This window comes from Acidovorax sp. GW823-FHT02H02 (assembly GCF_058797075.1).
Genome location: NZ_JBXAJH010000013.1, coordinates 74785 through 100024, shown reverse-complemented (window position 1 = coordinate 100024; position 25240 = coordinate 74785). Strand labels below are relative to the sequence as shown.

The window sequence follows — 25240 nt, the reverse complement described above, 5'->3', positions numbered from 1 at the left end:
AGGGTTGCAATGCCGCCTTACTTGGCCGGGATCGCGTCCTTTTTGGTAGCTACTACCGCAGGCGTAGCTTGCTCTTCCATCACTTTTCGTTCATAAATTTCAGACAACGCGCGCTTGTACTCGGTCGGGAAAACCTTGACGAACTTGCTGCGCGATGCGGCCCAGTTGTCGAGCAGCTCGCGTGCGCGCTTGCTGCCCGTCCAGCGGTTGTGGTCTTCCAGCAGCTTCTTGAGCTGGGCTTCGTCCGTCTGGTCGTTGTGCCAGATGGAGCGCGGTACCGTGGCTTCCTGTTCGGCCGAGGGCAGGATGCGCTCCAGCGTGACCATGGACATGTTGCAACGGGTGTCGAACTGGCCGTCTTCGTCGTACACATAGGCCACGCCGCCGCTCATGCCGGCGGCGAAGTTGCGGCCGGTCTTGCCGAGCACCACCACGGTGCCGCCCGTCATGTATTCGCAACCATGGTCGCCCGTGCCTTCCACCACGGTGGTGGCGCCGGACAGGCGCACGGCAAAGCGCTCGCCTGCCACGCCGCTGAAGAAGGACTCCCCCGCGGTGGCACCGTACATCACCGTGTTGCCCACGATGGTGTTGCGCACCGTGTCGCCGCGGAAGTCGATGCTGGGACGCACGATGACGCGGCCGCCCGACAGGCCCTTGCCCGTGTAGTCGTTGGCGTCGCCGATCAGGTACAGCGTGATGCCGCGCGTGAGGAAGGCGCCGAACGACTGGCCGCCCGTGCCTTCGAGCTGGATGCGGATGGTGTCGTCGGGCAGGCCTTCGGGGTGCACGCGGGTCACCGCGCCCGAGAGCATGGCGCCCACGGAGCGGTTCACGTTGCGCGCCACTTCGATGAACTGCACGCGCTCGCCCTTTTCGATGGCAGGCTGGCTGCGCTCGATGAGCTTGCGGTCCAGCGTGTGCCCGATGTTGTGGTCTTGCACATCCACATGGAAGCGCGGCACGTCGGCGGGCACGTTGGGCTGCGCGAACAGGCGGCCAAAGTCCAGGCCACGGGCCTTCCAGTGTTCCAGGCCCTGGCGCATGTCGAGCAGGTCGGTACGGCCGATCAGGTCGTCGAACTTGCGGATGCCCAGCTGGGCCATGATCTGGCGCACTTCTTCGGCAATGAAGAAGAAGTAGTTCACCACATGCTCGGGCTTGCCCGAGAACTTCTTGCGCAGCGCTGGGTCCTGCGTGGCCACGCCCACGGGGCAGGTGTTGAGGTGGCATTTGCGCATCATGATGCAGCCCTCGACCACCAGCGGAGCGGTGGCAAAGCCGAACTCGTCGGCGCCCAGCAGCGCGCCGATGGCGACGTCGCGGCCGGTCTTCATCTGGCCGTCGGCCTGCACGCGGATGCGGCCGCGCAGGCGGTTCAGCACCAGGGTCTGCTGGGTTTCGGCCAGGCCGATTTCCCAGGGGCCGCCCGCGTGCTTGATGGACGACCAGGGCGATGCGCCCGTGCCGCCGTCATGGCCCGCGATCACCACGTGGTCGCTCTTGCACTTGGCCACGCCCGCAGCGATGGTGCCCACGCCCACTTCGGACACCAGCTTGACGCTGATGCCGGCATGCGGCGCGACGTTCTTCAGATCGTGGATCAGCTGGGCCAGGTCCTCGATCGAATAGATGTCGTGGTGCGGCGGGGGCGAGATCAGGCCCACACCGGGTACGCTGTGGCGCAGCTTGCCGATGTAGTTGGACACCTTGCCGCCGGGCAGCTGGCCGCCTTCGCCGGGCTTGGCGCCCTGGGCCATCTTGATCTGGATCTGGTCGGCCGACGACAGGTATTCGGCCGTCACACCGAAGCGGCCCGAGGCCACCTGCTTGATGCGACTGCGCAGCGAGTCGCCGTCCTGCAAAGGCAGATCGACCTCGACGTTCTCGGCGCCGATCACGCTCTTCAAGGTATCGCCCTTCTTGATCGGGATGCCCTTGAGTTCATTGCGGTAGCGCGCAGCGTCCTCACCGCCTTCGCCCGTGTTGCTCTTGCCGCCGATGCGGTTCATGGCCACGGCCAGGGTGGCATGCGCCTCGGTGGAGATGGAGCCCAGCGACATGGCGCCAGTGGCAAAGCGCTTGACGATTTCCTTGGCGGGCTCGACTTCGTCGATCGGGATCGCCTTGGAGGGGTCGATCTTGAACTCGAACAGGCCGCGCAGCGTCATGTGGCGCTTGCTCTGGTCGTTGATGATCTGGGCGTATTCCTTGTACGTGTTCCAGTTGTTGGCGCGGGTGCTGTGCTGCAGCTTGGCAATCGCGTCGGGGCTCCACATGTGCTCTTCACCCCGGGCGCGCCAGGCGTATTCGCCGCCCGCGTCCAGCATGGTTTCGAGCACGGGGTCGTCACCAAAGGCCGCCTTGTGCATGCGGATGGCTTCTTCGGCGATCTCGAACACGCCGATGCCTTCCACGCGGCTGGCGGTGCCGGTGAAATACTTGCCCACGGTGTCCGTGTTCAGGCCGATGGCCTCGAACAACTGGGCGCCGCAGTAGCTCATGTAGGTGCTCACGCCCATCTTGGACATGATCTTGGACAGGCCCTTGCCGATGGCCTTGACATAGTTGTAGATGGCCTTGTCGGCCGACAGATCGCCGCCCAGTTCCTTGTGCATCTCGGCCAGGGTTTCCATGGCCAGGTAGGGGTGCACGGCCTCGGCGCCGTAGCCGGCCAGCACGGCGAAATGGTGCACTTCGCGGGCGGTGCCCGTTTCGACCACCAGGCCGGCCGTGGTGCGCAGGCCCGCGCCCACCAGGTGCTGGTGGATGGCTGACAGCGCCAGCAGCGCGGGGATGGCCACCTGCGTGGCGCTCACGGCGCGGTCGCTGATGATGAGGATGTTGGCGCCGCCCTTGATGGCGTCCACCGCCTGCGCGCACAGCGAGGCCAGCTTGGCCTCGACACCTTCACGGCCCCAGCTCAGCGGGTAGGTGATATCGATGGTGGCGCTCTTGAACTTGCCGTTCGTGTGGCGCTCGATGTCGCGCAGCTTGGCCATGCCGGCAAAGTCGAGCACGGGCTGGCTCACTTCGAGCCGCATCGGCGGGTTGACCTGGTTGATGTCCAGCAGGTTGGGCTTGGGACCGATGAAGCTGTTGAGCGACATCACGATGGCCTCGCGGATCGGGTCGATCGGCGGGTTGGTCACCTGGGCGAACAGCTGCTTGAAGTAGTTGTACAGCGGCTTGTTCTTGCCCGAGAGCACGGCCAGCGGGCTGTCGTTGCCCATGGAGCCAATGCCCTCCTCGCCGTTCTTGGCCATGGGCGCCATCAGGAACTTGATGTCTTCCTGCGTGTAGCCGAAGGCCTGCTGGCGGTCCAGCAGCGGCAGGTCAGCCACTTGTGGCGCGGAGGCCCCGGCACCGGCTTCGATGCTGTCGAGCTTGATGCGCAGGTTCTCGATCCACTGCTTGTAGGGCTTGGTGTTGACGACGTTGGCTTTCAGCTCATCGTCATCGATCATGCGGCCCTGCTCCAGGTCGATCAGGAACATCTTGCCGGGCTGCAGGCGCCACTTGCGCACGATCTTGTTCTCGGGGATGGGCAGCACGCCCGATTCGGAGCCCATGATGACCAGGTCGTCATCGGTGATGCAGTAGCGCGAGGGGCGCAGGCCGTTGCGGTCCAGCGTGGCGCCGATCTGGCGGCCGTCGGTGAACACGATGGAGGCCGGGCCATCCCAGGGCTCCAGCATGGCGGCGTGGTACTCATAGAAGGCGCGGCGGCGCTCGTCCATGGTGGTGTGCTGCTCCCAGGGTTCGGGGATCATCATCATCACGGCCTGGCTGATGGGGTAGCCGGCCATGGTGAGCAGTTCGAGGCAGTTGTCGAACGTGGCGGTGTCGGACTGGTCAGCAAAGCTGATGGGGTAGAGCTTTTGCAGGTCGGCCGCCAGCACGGGCGAGGCCATCACGCCTTCGCGCGCCTTCATCCAGTTGTAGTTGCCCTTGACGGTGTTGATTTCACCGTTGTGTGCCACGTAGCGGTAGGGGTGGGCCAAAGGCCACTCGGGGAAGGTGTTGGTGGAGAAGCGCTGGTGCACCAGGCCGATGGCCGAGACGCAACGCTCGTCCGACAGGTCCTTGTAATACACACCCACCTGGTCGGCCAGCAGCAGGCCCTTGTAGACCACGGTGCGGCTGGACATGGATGGAACGTAGTATTCCTTGCTGTGCTTGAGCTTGAGTGCCTGGATGTTGGCGCTGGCCGTCTTGCGGATCACGTACAGCTTGCGTTCCAGTGCATCCTGCACGATCACGTCGTTGCCACGGCCAATGAAGACCTGGCGCAGGATGGGCTCCTTCTTGCGTACGGTGGGCGACATGGGCATGTCCACATTCACCGGCACATCGCGCCAGCCCAGCAGCACCTGGCCTTCGGCCTTGATCGCGCGCTCCATCTCCTGCTCGCAGGCCAGGCGGGAGGCATGCTCCTTGGGCAGGAAGATCATGCCCACACCGTATTCACCGGCGGCTGGCAGGGTCACGCCCTGCTTGGCCATTTCTTCGCGGTAGAGCGCGTCGGGGATCTGGATCAGGATGCCTGCGCCATCACCCATCAGCGGGTCGGCACCCACCGCGCCACGGTGGTCGATGTTTTCCAGGATCTTCAGGGCCTGCGTCACGATGTCGTGGCGCTTGATGCCCTTGATGTGGGCCACAAAACCGAGGCCGCAGGCGTCGTGTTCGTTGCCCGATGAATACAAACCGTGTTGTTGCAGATGCTGGATCTCGGCAGCCGTGGTCATGGCGCACTCCTCAAGTTTTCGCAGGGACCGCAAGATTAGTGCATTGCAACATATTCAGGCAAGCACAATATTTGGGGTCAGACTCCAATTAAACCCAACGGAAATGGAAACAAATTAAATAAGGGACATATTTAATTTGATAGCGTTTTACACTGATGCATCAAGCACTGGAGACTTAATTGGCTGGTAACTTTCCGGCCAGTTTGGGCCGCCCTGGCCTGGTTTTCGTAACTCTGCGGAGAGATTTTTTTTGCAGCTCCGCCACGAAATCCGCATCGCCCAGCGCCCATCCACGCAGCGCCGCATCGGTCAGCGCCGCCTGCTCGCCGCTGCCAATCCCCGCCTGCACCAGCGCGGCGTAAGCTGCCTCGCGTGCAAACGGCGTGTTGCCCAGCGCCCAGTACAAGGCATGCGGCGTGACCAGCTTGTCGATGCGTTGCCCCAAGCAATGGGCATGACTGGACCAGGGCCAGGCGCCCGGCTGCGCCACCATGCCGGCGCGCACCGGGTTCAGGTCGATATAGACCATGCAGGCCAGCAGGTAGCGCTCGCTCTCGATCAGGGTGGAGCGGTAGCGCCCCTCCCACAGCGTGCCACTGCGGCCATGGCGCTGATTGAAATAGCGCACGTAACTGCGCCCCACGGCCTGCATCATCAGCGGCAGCGCCTCGGCCGTGGCCGGCGTGGCCAGCAGGTGAAAGTGGTTGTCCATCAGCACATAGGCGTGAATGGCCACGGCAAACTTCTGCGCGTTCTCGGCCAGCAGCGCCAGCATGGTCTCGAAGTCCTGCCGGTCCACAAAAATCACCTGGCGGTTGTTGCCGCGCTGGATGATGTGGTGCGGATAGCCCGCAAGCGTGAGACGGGGCAAACGGGCCATGGCGGGCTCCTGACAATGACGGAGCCTGAATCTTAATGGGAGTCTGACCCCCATTAAAGAGGGGGGCTCGGATCAGCCCTGCGGCACGGCGATGCCATCCGCTGGCAACCCGAACCGCGCGCCCATCGCCTGCTCCAGACCGAACTCCCGCAGGATGGCGCGCAGCCGCTCCTGCGCGCTGCGCTTTTTCTGACCGGTATGGCGCGCGATGATCAGTTCATTTTTCATGCTGTGCTCCCAGCCCACCAGTTCGGTCACCGTGACCTGGTAGCCGCTGGCTTCCAGGTGCAGGCAGCGCAGCACATTCGTCACCTGGCTGCCCAGCTCGCGCGTGTGCAGCGGGTGGCGCCACAGCTCGGCCAGCGGCGTGCGCGCCAGTTGCAGCGCCTTGCCCTGGCGCAGACAGGCCGCCATTTCAGCCTGGCAACAGGGCACGATGATCATGGCACGCGCCTGCTTTTGCAGGCCGAAGGCAATGGCATCGTCGGTGGCAGTATCACAGGCGTGCAGCGCGGTCACCACGTCGATGCGTTCGGGCAGCTCCGCCGCGCCGGTGGATGCGGCCACCGAAAGATTCAGGAAGGACATGCGCCCGAACCCCAGCCGCTCGGCCAGCGCACGCGATTTTTCGACCAGCTCGGCACGCCACTCGATGCCATAGATGTGGCCGCGCCCCAGTGCCTTGAAATACAGGTCGTACAGGATGAAGCCCAGATACGACTTGCCCGCGCCATGGTCGGCCAACGTGGGGCTGCGCCCGCCCTCCGACAGCTCCTGCAGCAAGGGTTCGATGAAGTTGAACAGGTGGTACACCTGCTTGAGCTTGCGCCGTGAATCCTGGTTCAAGCGCCCTTCGCGCGTGAGGATGTGCAGTTCCTTCAGCAGCTCAACGGACTGGCCCGGGCGCAGCTCGGACAGCTCAGCGCTGGCCGCAGGGGCATTCTTGCCGGTCGCGTTGACGGCGGCCTTGTTGTGCGCGGCCTTCATGCCAGGTCCTTGGGCGTTGGCGATGCGGCAGCCGTCGTACTCATACTTGCCCCCACCTCCAGCGCCTGCCAGCCCGTCATGCCCAGCTGCTCCAGCACTTCCATGTTGCGCTCATAGATGGCCTCCGCTTCGGGGTAGGCCTGCACCGCCCGGTCAATGCTGCCTTCGCGCAGCAGGTGCAAGGTGGGATACGGCGCGCGGTTGGTGCAGTTGGTGACATCGTCCGCGTCCGTTCCGGCAAACTGGAACTGGGGATGAAAGCTGGCAATCTGCAGGGTTCCATCGAGGTCCAACTCTTGGAGAACACCTTCGGCCACGTCGAGGAAATCGTTGAATTCCAGAAAATCCTGCAGGCAGCCTGGCGCCATCAGCAAGGTGGTGTCGCGCACCTCCGCAGGGGTTGCGGCCAGATCGGCCAGCTCGCGCCGCAAGTCCTGCGCCAGCGCTGCGGTATCGGTGGCGGCGCTCACCACATAGTGAATCTGCCCCTTGGCATGCACGCCCTTGGCAAAGGGGCACAGATTGAGCCCGATCACCGCCCGCTCCAGCCAGCGCACCATGTCTGCCGTCACGAGGTCGGCCCGTTCTGAGGACGCGGAGGGCGACGCAGGGGTGGCAAGGTTCATGGCAGGTGGATTCGAAAGGCGACAACAAGGGAGTGCCATTTTACCGGCCCGCTGCCACGGCATCTGCAGCGGACGCGCTCCCGGCACCTCAGCCCAGCAAGCGCAGGCCGGTAAGGCGCTCGTGCTCGCGCGCTGCAAAGCGGTCGGTCATGCCGGCAATGAAATCGGCCACCGCCCGGGCACGCACCGAAGGTTCGCCCTCCATGGCCTGGCGGGTAAAGCGGGGTTTCATCTCGCCGGGCTCGGACACGTAAGCCGCGAACAACCCGGTCACCACACGCTGCGCGCGCCCGGTGGTCTCCCCCACCTGCGGATGGCGGTAGAGGTTCTTGAACAGAAAGCGCTTCAGCTCCGAGGACTGTGCCCGCATGGGGGCGCTGAAGCCCACCAGCGCTGGGGCCCGGCGCACATCGGCCACACTGCGTGGCGCGGCATCGGCCAGCGCTGCACGGGTGGCATCAATCACGTCGTACACCTGCGCACTGAGCATGCGCCGGATGGTTTCATACAGCAGGCGCCGCTCCATCGCAGCACCCACCAGGTGCGGGTGCTCGGCTTCGGCCACCCGGCGGTAACGGTCAAACAGCTCCACCTCGGCCAATTGCGCCAGCGTGATCAGACCCGAACGCACACCGTCGTCGATGTCGTGCGCGTTGTAGGCAATTTCATCGGCCAGATTGCACAGCTGCGCCTCCAGGCTGGGCTGTTCCCTGCGCAGAAATCGTCCACCCACTCCATCCGGTTCAGCGGCCTCCAGCCGCAGCGCATTGGACTGCGAGCAATGCTTGAGCACACCCTCCCGTGTCTCGAAGCTGAGATTGATGCCGTCGTAGTCGGGATAGCGCTCTTCCAGCTGGTCCACAACCCGCAGGCTCTGCAGGTTGTGCTCGAACCCGCCATGGGCCTGCATGCAGCCGTTGAGTGCGTCCTGCCCGGCGTGCCCGAAAGGGGTGTGGCCCAGATCATGGGCCAGCGAAATGGCCTCCACCAGATCTTCGTTGATGCACAAGGACCGCGCAATCGAGCGCCCCAGCTGGGCCACCTCCAGCGAATGCGTGAGCCGCGTGCGAAACAGATCGCCCTCGTGGTTCAGAAAAACCTGGGTTTTGTACACCAGCCGACGGAACGCCGACGAGTGCACGATACGGTCGCGGTCGCGCTGGTAGTCGGTGCGCGTGGGCGCGGCAGCTTCGGGGTAGCGGCGCCCGCGCGACAGCGCAGGGTCGCAGGCATAGCACGCCAGAGAAGAGTTTTGAATCAAATTGGCCTCTAGCGCTTTAATGAAAAACGCTTGCAACCATGACATTAATGGCCATTTCTTCCATAAGAATCAATCCATGCGCCTCACCCGGCGCAACAGGCGTCAATCACCTCGCGCACCAGCGCATCGGGCGCGGCGCGCACGCAAGCCTGGCCTGGCCCGTCGATCAGCACGAAGCGGATTTCGCCCGCCTCGGATTTCTTGTCCACGCGCATCAGCTCCAGGTAGCGGCCGGCATTGTCCCCAGCGTCCAGCACCGGCCCACGCAGGGGTAACCCAGCACGCTGCACCAGCGCGCTCAAGCGCGCCGCAAACGCGTCGTCCACCAGGCCCAGCCGGCGCGACAGCTCGGCCGCCATCACCATGCCGGCACCCACACCCTCGCCATGCAGCCATGCGCCGTAGCCCATGCCCGCTTCGATGGCGTGGCCAAAGGTGTGGCCAAAGTTCAAAATGGCACGCAGCCCGGCCTCGCGCTCGTCCTGCCCCACTACCCAGGCCTTGATCTCGCAACTGCGCCGCACCGCATGCGCCAGCGCCGTACGGTCGCGGGCCAGCAGTGCCTCCATGTTTTCTTCCAGCCAGGCCATGAAGTCCATGTCGGCAATCGGCCCGTACTTGATGACTTCGGCCAGGCCAGCGCTGAGCTCGCGCGGCGGCAGGGTATCGAGCGTGGCCAGGTCGCACACCACCAACTGCGGCTGGTAGAACGCGCCGATCATGTTCTTGCCCAACGGATGGTTGATGGCTGTCTTTCCCCCCACCGAAGAATCGACCTGTGCCAGCAACGTGGTGGGCACCTGTACGAAGGGCACACCGCGCATGTAGCTGGCGGCGGCAAAGCCCGTCATGTCGCCGACAACACCGCCGCCCAGGGCGAACAGCACGGTCTTGCGGTCGCAACCATGCTGCAGCAGGGCATCAAAAATCAGGTTCAGGGTCTGCCAGTTTTTGTGTTCTTCACCGTCGGGCAGGACCACCAGGTGCACTTGCGCGTACTTCGGCGCCAGTGCGGTGCGCAAGGCGTCACCGTACAACGGAGCTACGGTGGTGTTGGTGACGATGAGGGCAGCGGCGGCGGCAGGCAGCGCGGTATAGGTCGCAGGCGTATCGAACAGGCCAGGGCCAATCGCGATGGCGTAGCTTCGCTCACCCAAGTCAATGACAACCGTTTCCTGGCACGGCATTGGCGCGGTCTCCGACCGAAATACATCCGACGAAGTAACCGGCGATGTAACAGAGGTGGGATGCAGTGCTGAATTTGGGAGTGTATGGACTGTGGACATGGTGTGGCTAGTTTAGGGCAGGCCAAGCGCCAATTCGGCGGCACCTGCAATCGACCCTCAGCACAGCCAGCGTTACCGACCACGGAAGACCACAGAGACACAGACCATCGATCCATGCAATCAAGCCCTCCTCTTCATCGTGACTCCCATCTACCAACCCACCACGACCGTCAATAAACGACCAGCGAAAGATTTCCACGAAGAATGAGGCGTGGCGATCCTGAAATAGCGCCGCACGCAGCACCATATGCAGGCAAACCAGACACAGTATTGAGCGGTGGATTTCCAACAGAAAATTTCTCGCCTGATGCGATATATCACACCGTGACACGGAAAAATGCCGGCGCGTTGCCGGCATTCAACCCATCAAAGGCTAACGCAACATGACATTCAGTACGACACGCACGGGCCTTGATTACACTGGATTTCGAGGCCCTTCAGTAACCCGTCGGATACTGCAATGAAAGCAAGACCCAACCCTTGCAATTGGTCTCTGAAAATGACCAACTGCCAGCCTGCAGTTCGATTGCGATAAATCACCACCAGAACCGCGCAGGTCAGCTCCAAGAACCGGATGATTCCACGGTTTCTTTTAAAAGTACTTCTTATCGGACTGGTCCGCGATCAGAAATGACTTTCGGCGTGATAAAGACGAGCATTTCACGTTTAGAAGATTCCTTCGTCCTGCTCTTGAACAAATTTCCTAAAACAGGAACATCACCCAGTACTGGAATCTTATTTTCTTGATTGGTTTCTTCCATCTCGAAAATACCACCAATCACCACGGTTCCACCATTCTCGATCAATATCTGCGTTTTGATATGCTTGGTATCAATGGCGACACCTTGAGTCGTTGTTTCACCACGACTGTCTTTATTGATATCCAAGTCGAGAATTATATTGCCTTCAGGTGTTATTTGAGGGATAACCTCCAGCTTCAGGACGGCCTTCTTGAAAGCCAATGTGGTAGCACCATTGGGTGCTGTAATCGAATATGGATATTCCGTACCCTGCTCGATCAGGGCCTTGGTTTGGTCCGCAGTAATGATCCGTGGGCTCGATACAATCTTGCCCTTACCGTCCGCTTCCATGGCGGAAAGCTCGAGCGTCAGAAACCTATTGGCGGCGGAATTAAAAATAGAGAGAGCAAAACTCCCCACACTGCTGACATTTGACAAACTTGCTGGCAGATTGACAAAGTTTCCGTTTGTATTCACCGTAGTGCCAAGAGTCGAAGCAACTGCATTGCTGTAGCTGGTACCAAATGTAGCGCGGTTACCACCAACCCCATAACCAGTTCCTCCAATAACAGCACCATTACCGTCTCGATTTACACGCAGATCTGCAGCGCCCAGCCGCACGCCCAGCGATCGACCAAAAGTATCACGGGCCTCCACAATTCGCGCCTCAATAAGAACCTGGCGCACTGCCACGTCGAGTGTCAGCAGTAATTGGCGTACTTCTTCCAGTTTGCTGGGCGTGTCAGTTACAAAAAGCTGATTCGTGCGCGGCTCGGAAATGGCGCTCCCCCGCTCTGTCAAGAATCGCGTGGAAGTACCACTACCACCACTACTACTACTTGAACTGTTTGTCAGCTGAGTAATCATGTCTGCCGCTTTGGCGTAGTTCAGCTGGAAAGCCTGCGTCTTCAATGGTTCTAATTTCTGAATCGCCAAAGCAGCTTCGAAATCCTTCTTGGTCCGCGCGTCGATCTCATCTTTCGGTGCAATCCACAGCACGGTCCCGGACTTTCGCATGCCCAAACCTTTGGCATCCATGATGATCTGGAGCGCTTGATCCCATGGAACATCCTTCAACCGAAGCGTGAGCGAACCCGTCACGTTGTCGGAGGTCACGATGTTGAAATTGGTGAAATCGGCAATCACCTGCAGCAGGGAGCGGACTTCAATGTTCTGGAAATTCAGCGAGAGTTTTTCACCGCTATAGCCAGGCCCCTGGGTCAACTTGGTCAGATCAACCTTCTTTTGGCGAATCTCCACGACAAATTGATTATTGCTTTGGTAGGCGCTGTGCTCCCATTCGCCAACAGGCTCTACGACCATGCGGACGCGGTCACCCTGCTGCGAGGTCGTCACCAACTGAACAGGTGTTCCAAAATCCGTCACGTCAAGGCGCCGGCGCAGCCCTTCTGGCAAGGACGAGCGGAGAAAATCGACATTGAGTCCTTTGCCTTGCCGTTGCAGATCTACACCCACCTGGCTATTGGCAAGGCTGACGATGATGCGGCCAGAACCATCTGCGCCCCGGCGAAAATCCACATCCTTCAAAGGAAGCGTGTCGCTGCCGCCGCTTGCCGCAAATATCGTGGTAGTGGACTGCGGCGAAGCTGCCACCGAGGTGTTAACAGGCAACAGAGAAATAAGCAGTGTCTTGCCTTGCAGCTCCGCCTGGTAAGAGGTGGGCTGTTTGAGATTCAGAACCAGCCTAGACCGATCACCAGCTTGTACGACGTTGATGGACTTTAAATTTCCCTGATTCACATCGACAACGGATCGCCCCATTGCATTGGTGGTTCCAGGAAAATCCAGCGCGATACGCGCTGGTGACTGAATTGCAAAGCCAGTCGGTACCGCAGAGAGCGGCTGCGATAGCTCAACACGAACTACCTCGGCACCACCTTGCATCGTGCCAGTGACAGCCTCGATCGCACTTTGCGCCATGGCAGCCGCTGCAGCCAGCGTGGCCACTACCGCAAATATGGCATTTCGGCAGCGGTTCGTTACCCAGATATTTTTCGTTGTCATTTCTTTCCCTCCTGCAGTTCAAGCGAAGCGGTACGCTCTATCCAATCTCCCGTGGCGTCTTGAACTATCTCGCGCAAGCTAATTGCCGTTTCGGAAATTTTGATGATTTTTCCATAATTCTGGCCAAGGTAATTTCCTACCCGAACCTGGTACAACAAATTATCTACTTTGAGTAGTGCCGTAGGCGTTCCGGTCTTGTTCAGGCTGCCAACCATTACCATGGCATCCAGCGGAAAAACCTCTAATGGCTCTTTTCTGCGAGCCATTTCGGGAGCAATCAATGTGGCATTGGAGGCCACTTGCACCGAATCCCGCCGCAGTGCCTGCATGAGTTTCAACTGATTAAACGGCTCGACACCATTCTCCACCGTATATGCTTGCGGTTGAAACTGCTTGGGCTCGGAAAGGGGGGTAATGCGCGGCTTGGTGTTGGCACGCTGATCCGCCATCCATTGGCGCAATTCATCCTCTTCCGTCGAACCGCAACCGCACAGAACGGCAGCACAACATAATAAAGCCAGACGGCCGGACCACATCATTTCTTACCTCCGGCATTCTTTTGTGCTTGAATTTCTTCAGGATCGAGGTAACGGAAAGTGCGCGCCGTGGCATCCATGGCCAAGATACCGGCTTCTTTACCCGCAGGAACAATGGAAATGTTATTCAAAGTCACGATACGGGACAAATGCGCCACATCCGAAGCGAATGAGCCCATGTCATGGTATTTTCCCGTTACCCGGACGGCAATCGGAAGCTCTGCATAATAATCCCTGACGACGATTTGACCAGGACGAAACAATTCAAATTGCAAGCTCCGCCCCAACCCTGCCTGGTTGATATCGGACAACAAGGCCGCCATTTCCGCCTTGCTGGGCAATTGCTTCTCAAGTTGAATCACATATTGCTGAATCTGTTCCCGCTGTTTCTTGAGTGCTTCAAGGCTAACGGCCTTCACAAGCTTTTTCGTGTAGTCCTCACGAAGTGCAACTTCCTTGCCACGCTCCATCTCCAGCTCTGCCTGATAATCCGTCAATTGCACGAACCAGAGGACAACGGCAACACCGATGGCAATGAATGCACAGAGCAGAATTTTGGGCAAAATGGGCCAAAGAGAGGGGTCTTTGGTATCCAGATTTTTGAACTGTCGCTGAAGATTTTCCTGCAGCGCAGCGAAATCGATCTTTGAGGGTTGTTTTTTCGCCATACGTTACTTTCCAGCCGACGCAGCAACAGCTGAACTAGCAGCATCCATGGCCTTTTGGGCTTCACTGGATCTCACAAGCTGAAACCTCAAATTGAAGGCACCCACACGGCGCTGGTCTCGCGGAGTCAATGCCACATTGCTGGCCACGATCTCCACCAGCTCCGGCTTCGAAAACCAGGGGGTGTTGTTGGCGAGATTTCGCAGCATTTCCGAAACACGCTCGTTGGATTGCGCCATGCCCTGCATGGAAATGGTCTGGCCATCTTGTTTCATGCTGGTGATGTAGACACCATCCGGCAATTGCCTGACAAGTTCGTTCAGCAAATGCACGGGCAAATTGCGGTCAGACTGCAGATCTTCCACGGCCTTTTGCCTTGCACGCAGAGCAGCAATTTCCTCTTCAATGGACGCAATTTCCTTGATTTGTCCTTCAAGGACCTTGATTTCACCTTGAAGAAAACTATTCTTCTCTTGCTGCTCCGTAATCATCACCTGGAACCACCAATAGATAGCCCCAGCGATAGCGAGGCCCAGAAGAAACGATGCAAACATCGTTGCCTGAAAAGCCTCGCGCCTGCGTTTACGTGCAGCCTCCCGATGCGGGAGCAAATTGATCAATATCACTGCAGAAACCTCCGCATAGCCAAACCACATGACGTGAGATACGACGGAGCTTCACGCACCATTTTCTTCAGCCGGACGGAACTTCCAATCTCCATGCCATCAAACGGATTGACAGCACTGCAAGCAAAACCGGTTTGCTGGGTGACCGCTTCCGTCAAGCCAGGCAGCGGCGCCGAGCCACCCGCCAGCATGATGTGATCAACCCGGTTGTGCGGCGTGCTGGTAAAAAAGAATTGCAGCGCTCGGCCGATTTCCTGAGCCATGCTTTCCACGAAGGGACGAAGTACGGCAACTTGATAATCTTCAGGAAGGTCGCCATTGCGTTTTTTACTCTCGGCCTCTTCGACGGAAAAACCGTATTGGCGCACGATGAGCTGTGTCAGTTGCGCCCCACCGAAAGCCTGATCGCGGTCGTACAAGACTTCTTCATTGCGGATGACCTGCATGCTCGTCGTGAGCGCACCCACTTCAAACAATGCCACCAGCGCATCCACGCCCTTGTTGGGCAGTGCTTCGATCAAACGGCCAGCAGCAAGCCTGGAGGCATGCGATTCGATGTCTACGACCACGGGCTTCAGCCCCGCCGCTTCGGCAAGCCCTTGCCGGTCTTGCACCTTCTCACGCCGCGAGGCAGCAATCAGCACATCCACGTCGCCGGGTGCATTTTTGTTGGGCCCGATCACGCAAAAGTCCAGACTGACCTCATCCAGCGAGAAGGGTATGTACTGGTTCGCCTCGGACTCGACCTGGACCTCGAGCTCCTGCTCGGTCATCCCGCCAGGCAGCGTGATCTTCTTGGTGATCACTGCGGATGGCGGCAATGCCAAGGCAACGTTCTTGGTGCGTGTGCCGCTCTTTTTGATGAGCCGGCGCAATGCATCCGCAACCTCATCGAATTTTTCGATGTTACCGTCTGTAATCCATCCACGTTCCAGCGGCTCAATCGCGCAGCGCTCAAGCACCAGGCTACCGGCCTTGTCATGCCCTAGCTCCACCAGCTTGACGCTGGAAGAGCTGATGTCGATCCCCAGCAGCGGAGCGGACTGGCGACTAAAAAAAGACCCCGTAGAGATCAAGATTGGTCTCCTGTAACTTGCCAACACAAAGCAACAAAACTTAACACTTCACATGAATGCTATCAGTAAGGTAGTTGACCAGCAAAGCGTTTTGGCCGCGTGCGTTGTTTTGAACGTTGTCAAAAGCAGACGATTGTTGACCGCCCAGTAGTGTCTCGGGCGCGTTCGCGTGCCACCGTGGTTGGCCGTAAGATCATGCAGCCTCCTGAATGACCGAATCGGAAGCCGCCGTTTTTATAATGCTGGTTTCTTCCGGAGCGATATGACGCCGCCGCCCACCCAAAAGCACCCCCAAAAACGCGCTTCAACGAACACCCAAAGTTCTGGCGGGTTGCGCTGGATTTTTCGCGCCTTTCTATGGGTCGGCGGGCTCGGCTTGGCGGGTGCGCTGGCCTTGCTTCTGGTCATCGGTGTGGCACTCGCCATGGCCTACCCCAATCTTCCCGACGTGTCCGACCTTGCCGACTACAGGCCCAAGCTGCCGCTGCGGATCTACTCGTCGGAGGGAGCATTGCTGGGGGAATTTGGCGACGAGCGCCGCAACCTGACTCCCATCGGGGAAATTCCCACCGTTGTGAAGGATGCTGTGCTGGCCATCGAAGACACCCGGTTCTTCCAGCACGGTGGCGTTGATTACAAAGGAATGCTGCGTGCAGTCCTGGCCAATCTGGGTCGCGTCAAAAGCCAGGGTGCATCGACCATCACAATGCAAGTGGCGCGCAATGTTTACCTTTCATCCGAAAAAACATTTACACGGAAAATTTACGAAATATTACTGACATTCAAACTCGAACATTTGCTCACAAAAGACCAGATTCTCGAGATTTATATGAATCAGATTTACCTGGGCAATCGTGCCTATGGATTTGCTGCTGCATCCGAGGCCTATTTCGGTAAACCGCTCAAGTCGGTTTCCATTGCAGAAGCGGCGATGCTGGCAGGCCTGCCCAAGGCGCCTTCTGCGTACAACCCCATCAGCAACCCCAAGCGCGCCCGGGTGCGCCAGCTCTACATCATTGAACGGATGGAAGAGAACGGCTTCATCACGGCCCAGGAAGCTGCGGCCGCAAAGAAGGAAGAACTCAAGATCCGATCAGGGCAGGACAACACGCGTGTCCATGCCGAATATGTCGCCGAGATGGTGCGGCAACTGATCTTCAGCCAGTACGGCAATGAGGCGTACACCCGCGGGCTGAACGTGTACACCACGCTGAATGCAGCCAACCAGGATGCCGCCTACGCGGCCCTGCGGCGTGGCATCATGGACTATGAGCGACGCCAGCAGTACCGCGGCCCAGAACAATTCGTCGATCTCCCCAAGGCCCCGGAGGATGTGGAGGACGCGATTGACGAAGCACTGGCCGGTCATCCGGACAATGGCGATGTCATGTCTGCCGTGGTGCTGGAGTCCACTGCACGCAAGATTGTGGCAGCGCGCGCCAATGGCGACACACTGGAGATCACGGGCGATGGGCTCAAGCCCGCACAGTCCGGTCTGAGCGACAAAGCGCCCCCCAACATCAGGATTCGGCGTGGTGCTGTCATCCGTGTTGTTAAGACGCCCAAGAACGCCTGGGAAATCACCCAATTGCCCGAGGTGGAAGGCGCCCTGGTTGCGCTGGATCCGCGCAGTGGCGCCATCAAGGCGCTGGTGGGGGGGTTTGACTTTGACAAGAACAAGTTCAACCACGCAGCGCAGGCCTGGCGCCAGCCAGGGTCCAGCTTCAAGCCATTCATCTACTCCGCGGCACTGGAGAAGGGCTTTACTCCGGCCACCGTCATCAATGACGCCCCGCTCTTTTTTGATGCAGGCGTCACCGGTGGCCAGCCCTGGGAGCCCAAGAACTACGACGGCAAATACGATGGACCCATGACCATGCGCACGGGCCTCGCAAAATCCAAGAACATGGTTTCCATCCGCATCTTGCAGGCGGTGGGCCCCAAGACGGCACAGGATTGGGTGACCCGGTTCGGATTCGAGGCAGAGAAGCACCCGGCCTACCTGACCATGGCATTGGGTGCGGGCTCGGTCACTCCGTTGCAGATGGCGTCTGCCTATTCGGTATTTGCCAATGGTGGCTACCGCGTCAACCCATGGCTGATCGCGCGCGTGACCGACCAAAAAGGTCGCGTGATTTCCGAAAACCCGGCTCCCGCTGCCAGCGAACTGCCACGCGCCATTGATGCAAGAAATGCCTTCATCATGGACAACCTGCTGCAGGAAGTCGCGCGCTCAGGAACTGCCGCCAAAGCGCAGGCCACCCTGAAACGGCCTGACTTGCATGGCAAGACCGGCACCACCAATGACTCTGTGGACGCCTGGTTCGCGGGCTATCAGCCCACCCTGACCGCAGTGACCTGGATTGGCTACGACAAACCCCGTAACCTGGGCAGCCGCGAAACCGGGGGCGGGCTGAGCTTGCCGGTGTGGATCAACTTCATGGAACAGGCCCTCAAGGGGGTGCCAGTCATGGAATCCACTGTGCCACCCGGCGTGGTGAATGTGGGCGGCGAGTGGTTCTACGAAGAATTCGCGCGCAACGCAGGCGTTGCGAAAGTGGGACAGGAAAGCCAGTCCTCCGCCCCATCGACGCTGGCCCCCCAGGCACCGCCCCCTCCCGAAGAACGCGGTCGCATCCTCGATCTGTTTCGCAACTGATTCGTTGCAGGGGGTGGTCCTGCGGTGCCTGCAAAGCGGGCGCCGCAGGCGCAATGCATGCACTGGGTTGTGCCAACGCAAGGCTGCCTACGCTCGCACCCTTTCAAGCGCCGCGTGGGTCAGGTGTGGAATCGCAAAGAGGTACCAGACTGGCGCTCTGCGTCCTGGCTCAGCTGTTGAAAGAATTCACCGGCACCCTTGGTGTCTTGCCAGGCGACCCCATCAAACCGGTAGTGGTATCCGCCCGATTTTGCCGCCATCCACACTTCATGCAGTGGTTTTTGCAGATTGATGATGATCTGGCTGCGGTTGGAGAATGTCAGGGTCACCATGCCGCCAGTGCGCTGGCTGTCCACATCGGCATCGCCATCGTCATTGATGCGATCGCAACTGCGCTCCACGGCAAGCAGCAGTTTCTCGGCCTGGTCCAGGAATTCAAGGTCGGTCATTACAATTACGCATGGTGAAAGTTTTCCAAATTCTAATCAGGACCTTTGCCCTTGCCACCAGTGCGGCGGCATTGCTGGGCTGCGGGCAGCGCGGCCCCTTGTATCTCCCCGCCGCACCCGAGGCCACACAACGGGCCACGTTGCCGGAAACGCTCTCCCCTTTAGAGACAGCACCTGCAGCACCCGCGTCCGCGCCCCGGTAACTGCACCGCCGGAGATGGCCGGCCAGTGGATGACGCAAGTCAAAAACAGAGGCTTGATTTTTATCAAGCACTGAAAACGTGGTTAATCGTACAGTCGGCGCTTTATCGCACCGCAGTATCGACATGGCCCTGGAACTCTATCGCGACAAGAATCACGCCTGCATCATGTTCACCGACCTCATCGAAGAAGATGGGCAAGCGGTCCAGGCCAACCAATTCCTGATCGTTGACGATGACACGGGCGCCATCATCGACCCGGGTGGCAACCTGGCTTTCAATGAACTGTTCATGGGGATGTCCAAGCATTTCCCCCCCAGCAAACTCTCGTACATCATTGCGTCACACGCCGATCCGGACATCATTGCCTCGCTGGACCGCTGGATGAGCACCACCCAGGCATCCCTGGTGATTTCACGCGTATGGGAGCGGTTTGCCCCACATTTCACGAAGGTGGGCAAGACCGAAAACCGCGTGATCGGCGTGCCGGACGGGGGTGGCCACCTGCCTTTGGGCCGCCATGAGCTGGTGCTGTTGCCCGCACACTTCATGCACTCCGAGGGCAACTTCCATTTCTACGATCCGGTCAGCCGCATCCTGTTCACCGGCGACCTCGGGGTGTCGATGACGTCCGGAGCCGAGGCGCGCATTCCTGTGACAGATCTGGGACCGCACATCCCGCGCATGGAAGGTTTTCACCGCCGCTACATGGTGTCCAACAAGATCCTGCGGCTGTGGGTGCGCATGGCGCGCCAGCTGGACATCGCCATGCTGGTGCCCCAGCATGGCGCTCCCATCGCGGGCAAGAAGGCAATCAACGATTTTCTGGACTGGATCGAAAACCTCATGTGCGGCATCGACCTCTTTGATGATCGCGCCTACCAGATCCCCACCGCCCACATCGACCCCGTGACCAGGCAACTGCGGCCAGCGCTGCGGGCAGTCAACGCGTAAGCATAAATACTTGGTAAAAAAGCCTCCAGCGCTTACACAACAATCAATTGAAGCTATAAATAATATAGCGATCAAGGTATCGAAGCAGCCTTGCCCTGCCCCGCCGGCCGCGATGCACCGGCGGCCATGCGCCGCCACAGGCGCCAGCCCAGCAGCACCGCGAGGATGGCACCATAGAGGGCGACTTCCGCAAAATCGTTCTTGCCGGCGCGCATCCAGAAAAAATGCAGGATCGCCAATCCTGCCCCCCCATGCACCGCCCGGTGCAGGGCCTGCCAGCGGCGCCCTCCCAGTGCCCGAACGGCCCGGTTGAACGAGGTTGCCGCCAGCAATGTCAGCAGGCAAAACGCCAGGAAACCCACCAGGATAAAGGGGCGTTTGGCAATGTCGCGGGTGATTTCCGCCAGGTCAAAGCCCATGTCGAACCAGCTGTAGCTCAACAGGTGCAGCAGCGCATAGAAATACACAAACAGCCCCAGCATGCGCCGAAAACGGGCCAGTTGCGGGCTGGCGGTCACCACGCGCAGCGGCGTCACGGCCAGCACAAGGCACAGGGCCCGCAAGGTCCAGTCGCCGGTGGCGCGGACCAGGGCCTCGGCGGGGTTGGCACCCAACTGGTCCGTGGCTGCGGCGTAAACCAGCCACGACAGGGGCAGCAGGCACAGCACGAACAGCACCGGCTTTGCCACTGGATGGAGCAGGAGTTTTTTCATGGCACGACGGACCGAATGCTTCGCCAGGGGGCCGCAACGGCGCTGGATCAGTAAAACTTCTGGAGATCCATGCCGGCGTAGAGCTGTCCCACCTGGGCCTCGTAGCCGTTGAACATCAGTGTCTTGCGTTTCTTGGCGAACAAGCCGTCTTCGCCGATGCGGCGCTCGGTGGCCTGGCTCCAGCGCGGGTGATCCACGTTGGGGTTCACGTTGGAATAGAACCCGTATTCCTGCCGGGCCGCCTTGTTCCAGGCGGTTCCCGGCTCTTTCTCGACAAAGCGGATCTTCACGATGCTCTTGGCACTCTTGAACCCGTATTTCCACGGCACCACCAGGCGCACCGGGGCACCGTTCTGGTTAGGCAACACTTCCCCATACATGCCGAAGGCCAGCAGGGTGAGCGGGTGCATGGCCTCGTCCATGCGCAGACCTTCCACATAGGGCCAGTCCAGCACGCGCGAGCCCACATAAGGCATCGTGGCCTTGTCGGCCAGCGTCACGAACTCCACATACTTGGCGCTGCCCTGCGGCTCCACGCGCCGGATCAGCTCGGCCAGCGAGTAACCCACCCAGGGGATGACCATGGACCAGCCCTCCACGCAACGCAGGCGATAGATGCGTTCTTCCTGCGCGCTGAGCTTGAGCAGGTCTTCGATACCGTACTTGCCGGGCTTCTTGACCAGGCCTTCCACCTCCACGGTCCAGGGCGTGGTCTTCAGGGTATGGGCATTGCGGGCGGGGTCGGCCTTGTCGGTGCCGAATTCGTAGAAGTTGTTGTAGCTGCTCGCGTCCTTATAGTCGGTCAGCTTCTCCATCGAGACAGCACCCGCCACGGCAGACCTGGCGCCCGCCAGCGCCGCCAGCTTGCCAGGGCGTGCCGCCTGGGCCGGTTGTGCCATGGCCTCGCGGCCTGCCCAGGATGCCAAGACTGCCCCGGCAGCACCGCCCGCCATGAGCTGGAGCATCTGGCGGCGATCCCGGTACACCAGGCGCGGGGTGATCTCGGAGGAATGCGGATGGTTGAAACCCGAATCGCGCGATGGGATCAGCATGGGAAGCTCCGGTCATTCTTGGATGGAACAGCTGAGCGGTAGAGCACAACAACCACCAGTTCGTTCCCTGGATCGCCCAGGTTACACCCAGGACGCAATGCTTGCAGGCCTGCCCCGCAAGCCCGATGCCCCCATCACGCCATCAGAGCGTGCCGTAGCTGTGCAAGCCGCTCAGGAACATGTTCACCCCCAGAAACGCGAAGGTGGTCACGACCAGCCCGACCAGCGCCCACCAGGCCGACACGGTGCCGCGCAGCCCTTTCATCAGGCGCATGTGCAGCCACGCGGCGTAGTTGAGCCAGACGATCAGCGCCCAGGTTTCCTTGGGGTCCCAGCTCCAGTAGCCACCCCAGGCCTCTGCGGCCCACAGGGCGCCCAGCACGGTGGCAATGGTGAAAAAGGCGAAACCCACCGCAATGGACTTGTACATCACATCGTCCAGGATTTCGAACGACGGCAGCCGTGCCGCAATGCGCTTGCGTCCCAGCAGAATACCCGCCACGACGAGGGCGGAGATGCCGAAATACACCATCCAGTAGCTGCCGCCGGTCTCGACGGCCCCCTGGCGGAACACGATGGGCTCGAAACACAGCACCACGCCCAGCAGCCACAGCGGCGCCAGCTTGTACCAGCGGGTTTCGCTGGCCTGCTGCTTGATGAGGTAGGCAAAGGCCACCATGGCCGACAGCGCGAAGGTGCCATAGCCGATGAAATTGGCGGGCACATGCAGTTTCATCCACCAGCTCTTGAGAGCGGGTACCAGCGGCTGGATCTCGTGCGCCTCGCGGATCACGGTGTACCAGAGCAGAAAACCCACGGCGGCACTCACCACCAGCATCACGAAGCCACCCAGCGCGCGCGTGTCGTACTGCTGCTCGTAGTACAGATAGAACGCAGCCGTCATCCAGCAGAACATCACGAACACTTCGTAGAGATTGCTGACCGGGATATGGCCGATGTCCGGGCCGATGAGGTAGCTCTCGTACCAGCGCACCAGCGTGCCGATGAGCGCCATGGCCACGGCCACCCAGGCAATGCGCGAGCCCAGCATGCTCATGGTGCGGCCTTCACCGCGCGCGAACATGCCCATCCAGTAAAACGCGGTGCTCATGAAAAAGAGCATGCTCATCCACAAAATTGCAGACTGGCTCGACAGGAAATACTTGAGGCCAAAGACCGTGTCCGCCCGCGCCAGACTGCCAGCGCCGTCTTGCTGGTAGAGGCCGATCGCCATGAGCGCCACCGCCACCACCACGAGCATCAACGCCCGCAGCGGGCGCCAGAACCAGCCCAGCCACACGGTGCAGGGAATGGCGCCCAGCAGGATGCCTTTTTCGTACACATCCATGTAGCTGCCATAGCGCTGCAAGGCATACAGCCCTCCCGCTGCCACGATGGCAGCGAACAGCCAGTCGAACCAGTTGCGACGGGCGAAGAACCCCTCGTTGAGCAGGATAGTGGTAGTGGCGGTATTCATGCGTTGCCTCGGTGGGGATGGGCCCCGATCAGTTTTTCAGCGAGCTGGACGAACTCCCGGTCGCCGTCCATGGTCTTGCGATTGGTGGACAGTGCCATCAGTGCGTGCGACTGGTCCCCCTGTGGAGCGACCCACACCCACACGCGGCGCTCGCGCACGTAGAGCATGGCAAAAACGCCCAGAATCAGCAAGGCGCATCCCAGATAGACAATGTTCTTGCCAGGGGCTCGAGCCACCTGAAAAACGCTGGCCTGCACCTGGGTGAAGTCCTTGAGCTCCAGCGCCAGCGGTGCCGGGTAAATCTGGGCGTCACTCAGCGACAGCACCGCCTGCGTCATGAACGATTGCGTCTGGTCACTCTGGACCAGTGGTTTCAGACCGGCACGCTCGCGCGCAAGCTGGTTCAGTTCGAACAGGGCTCCGTTCAGAATGCGCACCAGCACCTCGCCCGCCCTGGAACGCTCCGCCTCGGGCACGTTGGCCTCCATGAAGTCGGAAATGGCCGGCAAGCCACCGGTCTTCTTGCCATCGGGTCCGCTGCTCCCGGCGAACAGCGCCAGCGCACGCAACGCAGACTGCGTCAGCTGCTCGGCCAGCTGGGGGCGCGAAGCCTCCACCGCCTGCGACACATAACGCTGCACGGCCTGCTCCCGCGCAGCAGGGTCGCCCAGCGCAGCATGAAGGCGCATGAACCCGTCCATGGAACCCTGCTCATCGGCCGGCACACGCAGGTAGCGGAAAGGGTCGGAAGGGTTCTCGCGCACCCCCAGCAGAAACACCGGCACACCATCACCCGTGTCCACCGGCAGCATGTAGTTGTGGAATTCGCGCGCCTGCCCAGCCGCATCGCGCAGCTTGTAGCTCACGCTGGGGCCCACGTTGCGCAGCTCTTTCTTGGTCACCGTCTTGTTGGCAGCACCGAGACGCGACTCCACCGACTCGCGCAGATCCACCTTGCGCACATCGGCACCCGAACCGGAAGCGCCAGCACCATCGGCAAAATTCTCGACATTGATGGTGCGCAGGGCGGTGAATTCAAGCGTGAGTTTCTCGCCGCCCGGAGCCACGCCATTGCCAACCAGTTCGGTGGATCCGCCTACCGTGCCGTCGATGTCAAACGCCTTGGCACCTGCGGTCATGGGTACGGCGCGCAGCTTGAGGTGCGAGCCGCCATCGTCAAAGCTCGACTGGTAAATCTCGATGCCCTTGTAGCTGGCGGGGTGGTTCACCTCGATGCGGGCGGGCGTTTTCTCGCCCGTGGCCTTGTCGTGGATGATGATCTCGCTGGCAAACAGCTTGGGCATGCCGGTGGAGTAGTGCTCCACGATGAACTTCTTGAGCTCGACGGCAAAGGGCAACTCCTGCAGCAGCACGCCGTCGGACTGGCTCAGGATGGCGGTGCCCGACTGCGTGCCCTCGGCAACCACCAAGTTGCCACGGAAGGTGGGATTGCGCTCGGACAGGCGGTGCTCGGGCTTCACCTCGGAAATGAGGCCGCTGCCGGCATAAGGTGTTTTCCCGCCCAGCAGCATCTGGGCCCGCACGATCAGGTCGCCGTCAAACAGCCCGCCCAGGCAGATGAGCACGATGGAACTGTGCGCAGCGATGTAACCCAGCTTGTTGGCCGCCCCGGCCTTGGCCGCCACCATCCAGCCTGCACCAGCGCCCTTGGCCGAATCCCGCTGCTGCAGCTTCACCTTCCAGCCGCCACTGGCCAGGGTGCTGCCAATGCGCCGCGCCGCCGCCTCGGCCGATTCAGCCAGTGGCGCTTCGGCCTTGTGGTGAAAGGCCTTGAGGCTTTGCTCGCGGATGTTTTCCTTGTAGACCTTCAGATCCACCAAGATCTTGGGGGTGTTGCGGGCAATGCACAAAGAGGTGCTGACCACCAGGAAAGCCAGAATCAGCAGGAACCACCATGCGCTGTACACCGCATTGAGCTGGAGGGCCGCAAAAAGCTCTGCCCAGAACGGGCCGAACTGGTTCACGTAGTTCACCGCGGGCTCATGCTGCTTGAGCACCGTGCCGATGACCGACGCAATGCAGATCACCGTCAGCAGTGAAATGGCAAAGCGCATGGAAGACAGCAGCTCGATGCCTGCGCGCAGGGCCTGGGAGCCAGACCGGACTTGAACGCCGTGGGTGATGTCAGACATGGGTGGTTGGACGCGAGGCACTAAAACAAAAAGGGCGGGGCCATCTGAACGATGGGCCCGCCCGTCTTGGGGTTTGTTATTGGCGGTTGGTTCCAGGTTTCCCGCCTGGCGGGGCTGGAAAAA

General features: G+C 60.4%; 19 protein-coding genes. 3 read left to right on the top strand and 16 right to left on the bottom strand.

All coding sequences use genetic code 11. The features are described from left to right. Positions 1–17: 17 nt before the first annotated feature. The 11 genes from AC1RDS_RS14670 to AC1RDS_RS14620 all read right to left on the bottom strand — a co-directional run bounded on the left by AC1RDS_RS14670 (position 18) and on the right by AC1RDS_RS14620 (position 15460). The gene (locus AC1RDS_RS14670) at positions 18–4751 is read right to left on the bottom strand and encodes a glutamate synthase-related protein (RefSeq protein ID WP_348682301.1); all 4734 of its coding nucleotides are present in this window, start codon (positions 4749–4751) and stop codon (positions 18–20) included. A gap of 175 nt (positions 4752–4926) precedes the next feature. After that, positions 4927–5631 carry a transposase gene (locus tag AC1RDS_RS14665; protein WP_348682303.1) on the bottom strand — a complete coding sequence of 235 codons (705 nt, stop codon included), beginning with the start codon at positions 5629–5631 and terminating at the stop codon, positions 4927–4929. Positions 5632–5703: 72 nt separating this feature from the next. Continuing rightward, entirely contained in the window at positions 5704–6618 is a 915-nt protein-coding gene (locus AC1RDS_RS14660; RefSeq protein ID WP_348682304.1) for a class I SAM-dependent methyltransferase, read from the bottom strand. Beyond that, positions 6615–7244 (bottom strand): DUF1415 domain-containing protein, encoded by a 630-nt coding sequence (locus AC1RDS_RS14655; protein WP_348682305.1) that lies wholly within the window; start codon positions 7242–7244, stop codon positions 6615–6617. The genes AC1RDS_RS14660 and AC1RDS_RS14655 overlap by 4 nt, the downstream gene beginning before the upstream one ends. Positions 7245–7332: 88 nt before the next feature. Beyond that, on the bottom strand, positions 7333–8502 hold the full coding sequence (locus tag AC1RDS_RS14650; protein WP_287877656.1) for a deoxyguanosinetriphosphate triphosphohydrolase: 1170 nt from the start codon (positions 8500–8502) through the stop codon (positions 7333–7335). Between the two features lie 86 nt (positions 8503–8588). Further along, on the bottom strand, positions 8589–9692 hold the full coding sequence (gene aroB, locus AC1RDS_RS14645) for a 3-dehydroquinate synthase (protein WP_287877639.1): 1104 nt from the start codon (positions 9690–9692) through the stop codon (positions 8589–8591). A 704-nt stretch (positions 9693–10396) separates the two neighbouring features. Next, positions 10397–12556 carry a type IV pilus secretin PilQ gene (locus AC1RDS_RS14640; protein WP_492227117.1) on the bottom strand — a complete coding sequence of 720 codons (2160 nt, stop codon included), beginning with the start codon at positions 12554–12556 and terminating at the stop codon, positions 10397–10399. Next, complete coding sequence (locus AC1RDS_RS14635) at positions 12553–13095, bottom strand: pilus assembly protein PilP (protein WP_348682392.1); 543 nt, start codon at positions 13093–13095, stop codon at positions 12553–12555. The genes AC1RDS_RS14640 and AC1RDS_RS14635 overlap by 4 nt, the downstream gene beginning before the upstream one ends. Next, complete coding sequence (locus AC1RDS_RS14630) at positions 13092–13760, bottom strand: type IV pilus inner membrane component PilO (RefSeq protein WP_287877633.1); 669 nt, start codon at positions 13758–13760, stop codon at positions 13092–13094. Before AC1RDS_RS14630 ends, AC1RDS_RS14635 begins: the two co-directional genes overlap by 4 nt. A 3-nt stretch (positions 13761–13763) precedes the next feature. Further along, positions 13764–14384, bottom strand: a complete 621-nt coding sequence (locus tag AC1RDS_RS14625) for a PilN domain-containing protein (protein WP_092699612.1) — start codon at positions 14382–14384, stop codon at positions 13764–13766. After that, a complete protein-coding gene (locus AC1RDS_RS14620) occupies positions 14381–15460 on the bottom strand; it encodes a pilus assembly protein PilM (RefSeq protein ID WP_092699610.1) in 1080 nt (359 codons plus the stop codon). Before AC1RDS_RS14620 ends, AC1RDS_RS14625 begins: the two co-directional genes overlap by 4 nt. A 262-nt stretch (positions 15461–15722) precedes the next feature. On the opposite strand from AC1RDS_RS14620, the gene AC1RDS_RS14615 reads away from it, so the two are divergent. Further along, a complete protein-coding gene (locus tag AC1RDS_RS14615) occupies positions 15723–18119 on the top strand; it encodes a penicillin-binding protein 1A (RefSeq protein ID WP_092699608.1) in 2397 nt (798 codons plus the stop codon). 119 nt (positions 18120–18238) lie between these two features. Here AC1RDS_RS14615 and cyaY read toward each other — a convergent pair whose 3' ends face one another. Further along, positions 18239–18568 (bottom strand): iron donor protein CyaY, encoded by a 330-nt coding sequence (gene cyaY, locus AC1RDS_RS14610; RefSeq protein WP_348682391.1) that lies wholly within the window; start codon positions 18566–18568, stop codon positions 18239–18241. Between the two features lie 11 nt (positions 18569–18579). Here cyaY and lptM point away from each other — a divergent pair, with 11 nt between their 5' ends. Next, positions 18580–18771: an LPS translocon maturation chaperone LptM gene (gene lptM / locus AC1RDS_RS14605; RefSeq protein ID WP_348682390.1), complete on the top strand. Its 192-nt coding sequence runs from the start codon at positions 18580–18582 to the stop codon at positions 18769–18771. Between the two features lie 123 nt (positions 18772–18894). Next, on the top strand, positions 18895–19722 hold the full coding sequence (locus tag AC1RDS_RS14600; RefSeq protein ID WP_287877654.1) for an oxygen-binding di-iron domain-containing protein: 828 nt from the start codon (positions 18895–18897) through the stop codon (positions 19720–19722). A gap of 71 nt (positions 19723–19793) precedes the next feature. Here the strand turns inward: AC1RDS_RS14600 and msrQ are convergent, their stop codons facing one another. From msrQ to AC1RDS_RS14580, 4 genes are all read right to left on the bottom strand, one after another. Further along, entirely contained in the window at positions 19794–20435 is a 642-nt protein-coding gene (msrQ, locus tag AC1RDS_RS14595) for a protein-methionine-sulfoxide reductase heme-binding subunit MsrQ (protein WP_492227116.1), read from the bottom strand. A 47-nt stretch (positions 20436–20482) separates the two neighbouring features. Further along, a complete protein-coding gene (gene msrP, locus AC1RDS_RS14590) occupies positions 20483–21487 on the bottom strand; it encodes a protein-methionine-sulfoxide reductase catalytic subunit MsrP (protein ID WP_492227115.1) in 1005 nt (334 codons plus the stop codon). 142 nt (positions 21488–21629) lie between these two features. Further along, positions 21630–22964, bottom strand: coding sequence for a c-type cytochrome biogenesis protein CcsB (gene ccsB, locus AC1RDS_RS14585; RefSeq protein WP_287877623.1), 1335 nt, complete (start codon positions 22962–22964; stop codon positions 21630–21632). Then, positions 22961–25117 carry a cytochrome c biogenesis protein ResB gene (locus AC1RDS_RS14580; RefSeq protein WP_287877621.1) on the bottom strand — a complete coding sequence of 719 codons (2157 nt, stop codon included), beginning with the start codon at positions 25115–25117 and terminating at the stop codon, positions 22961–22963. Before AC1RDS_RS14580 ends, ccsB begins: the two co-directional genes overlap by 4 nt. Positions 25118–25240: the final 123 nt, after the last annotated feature.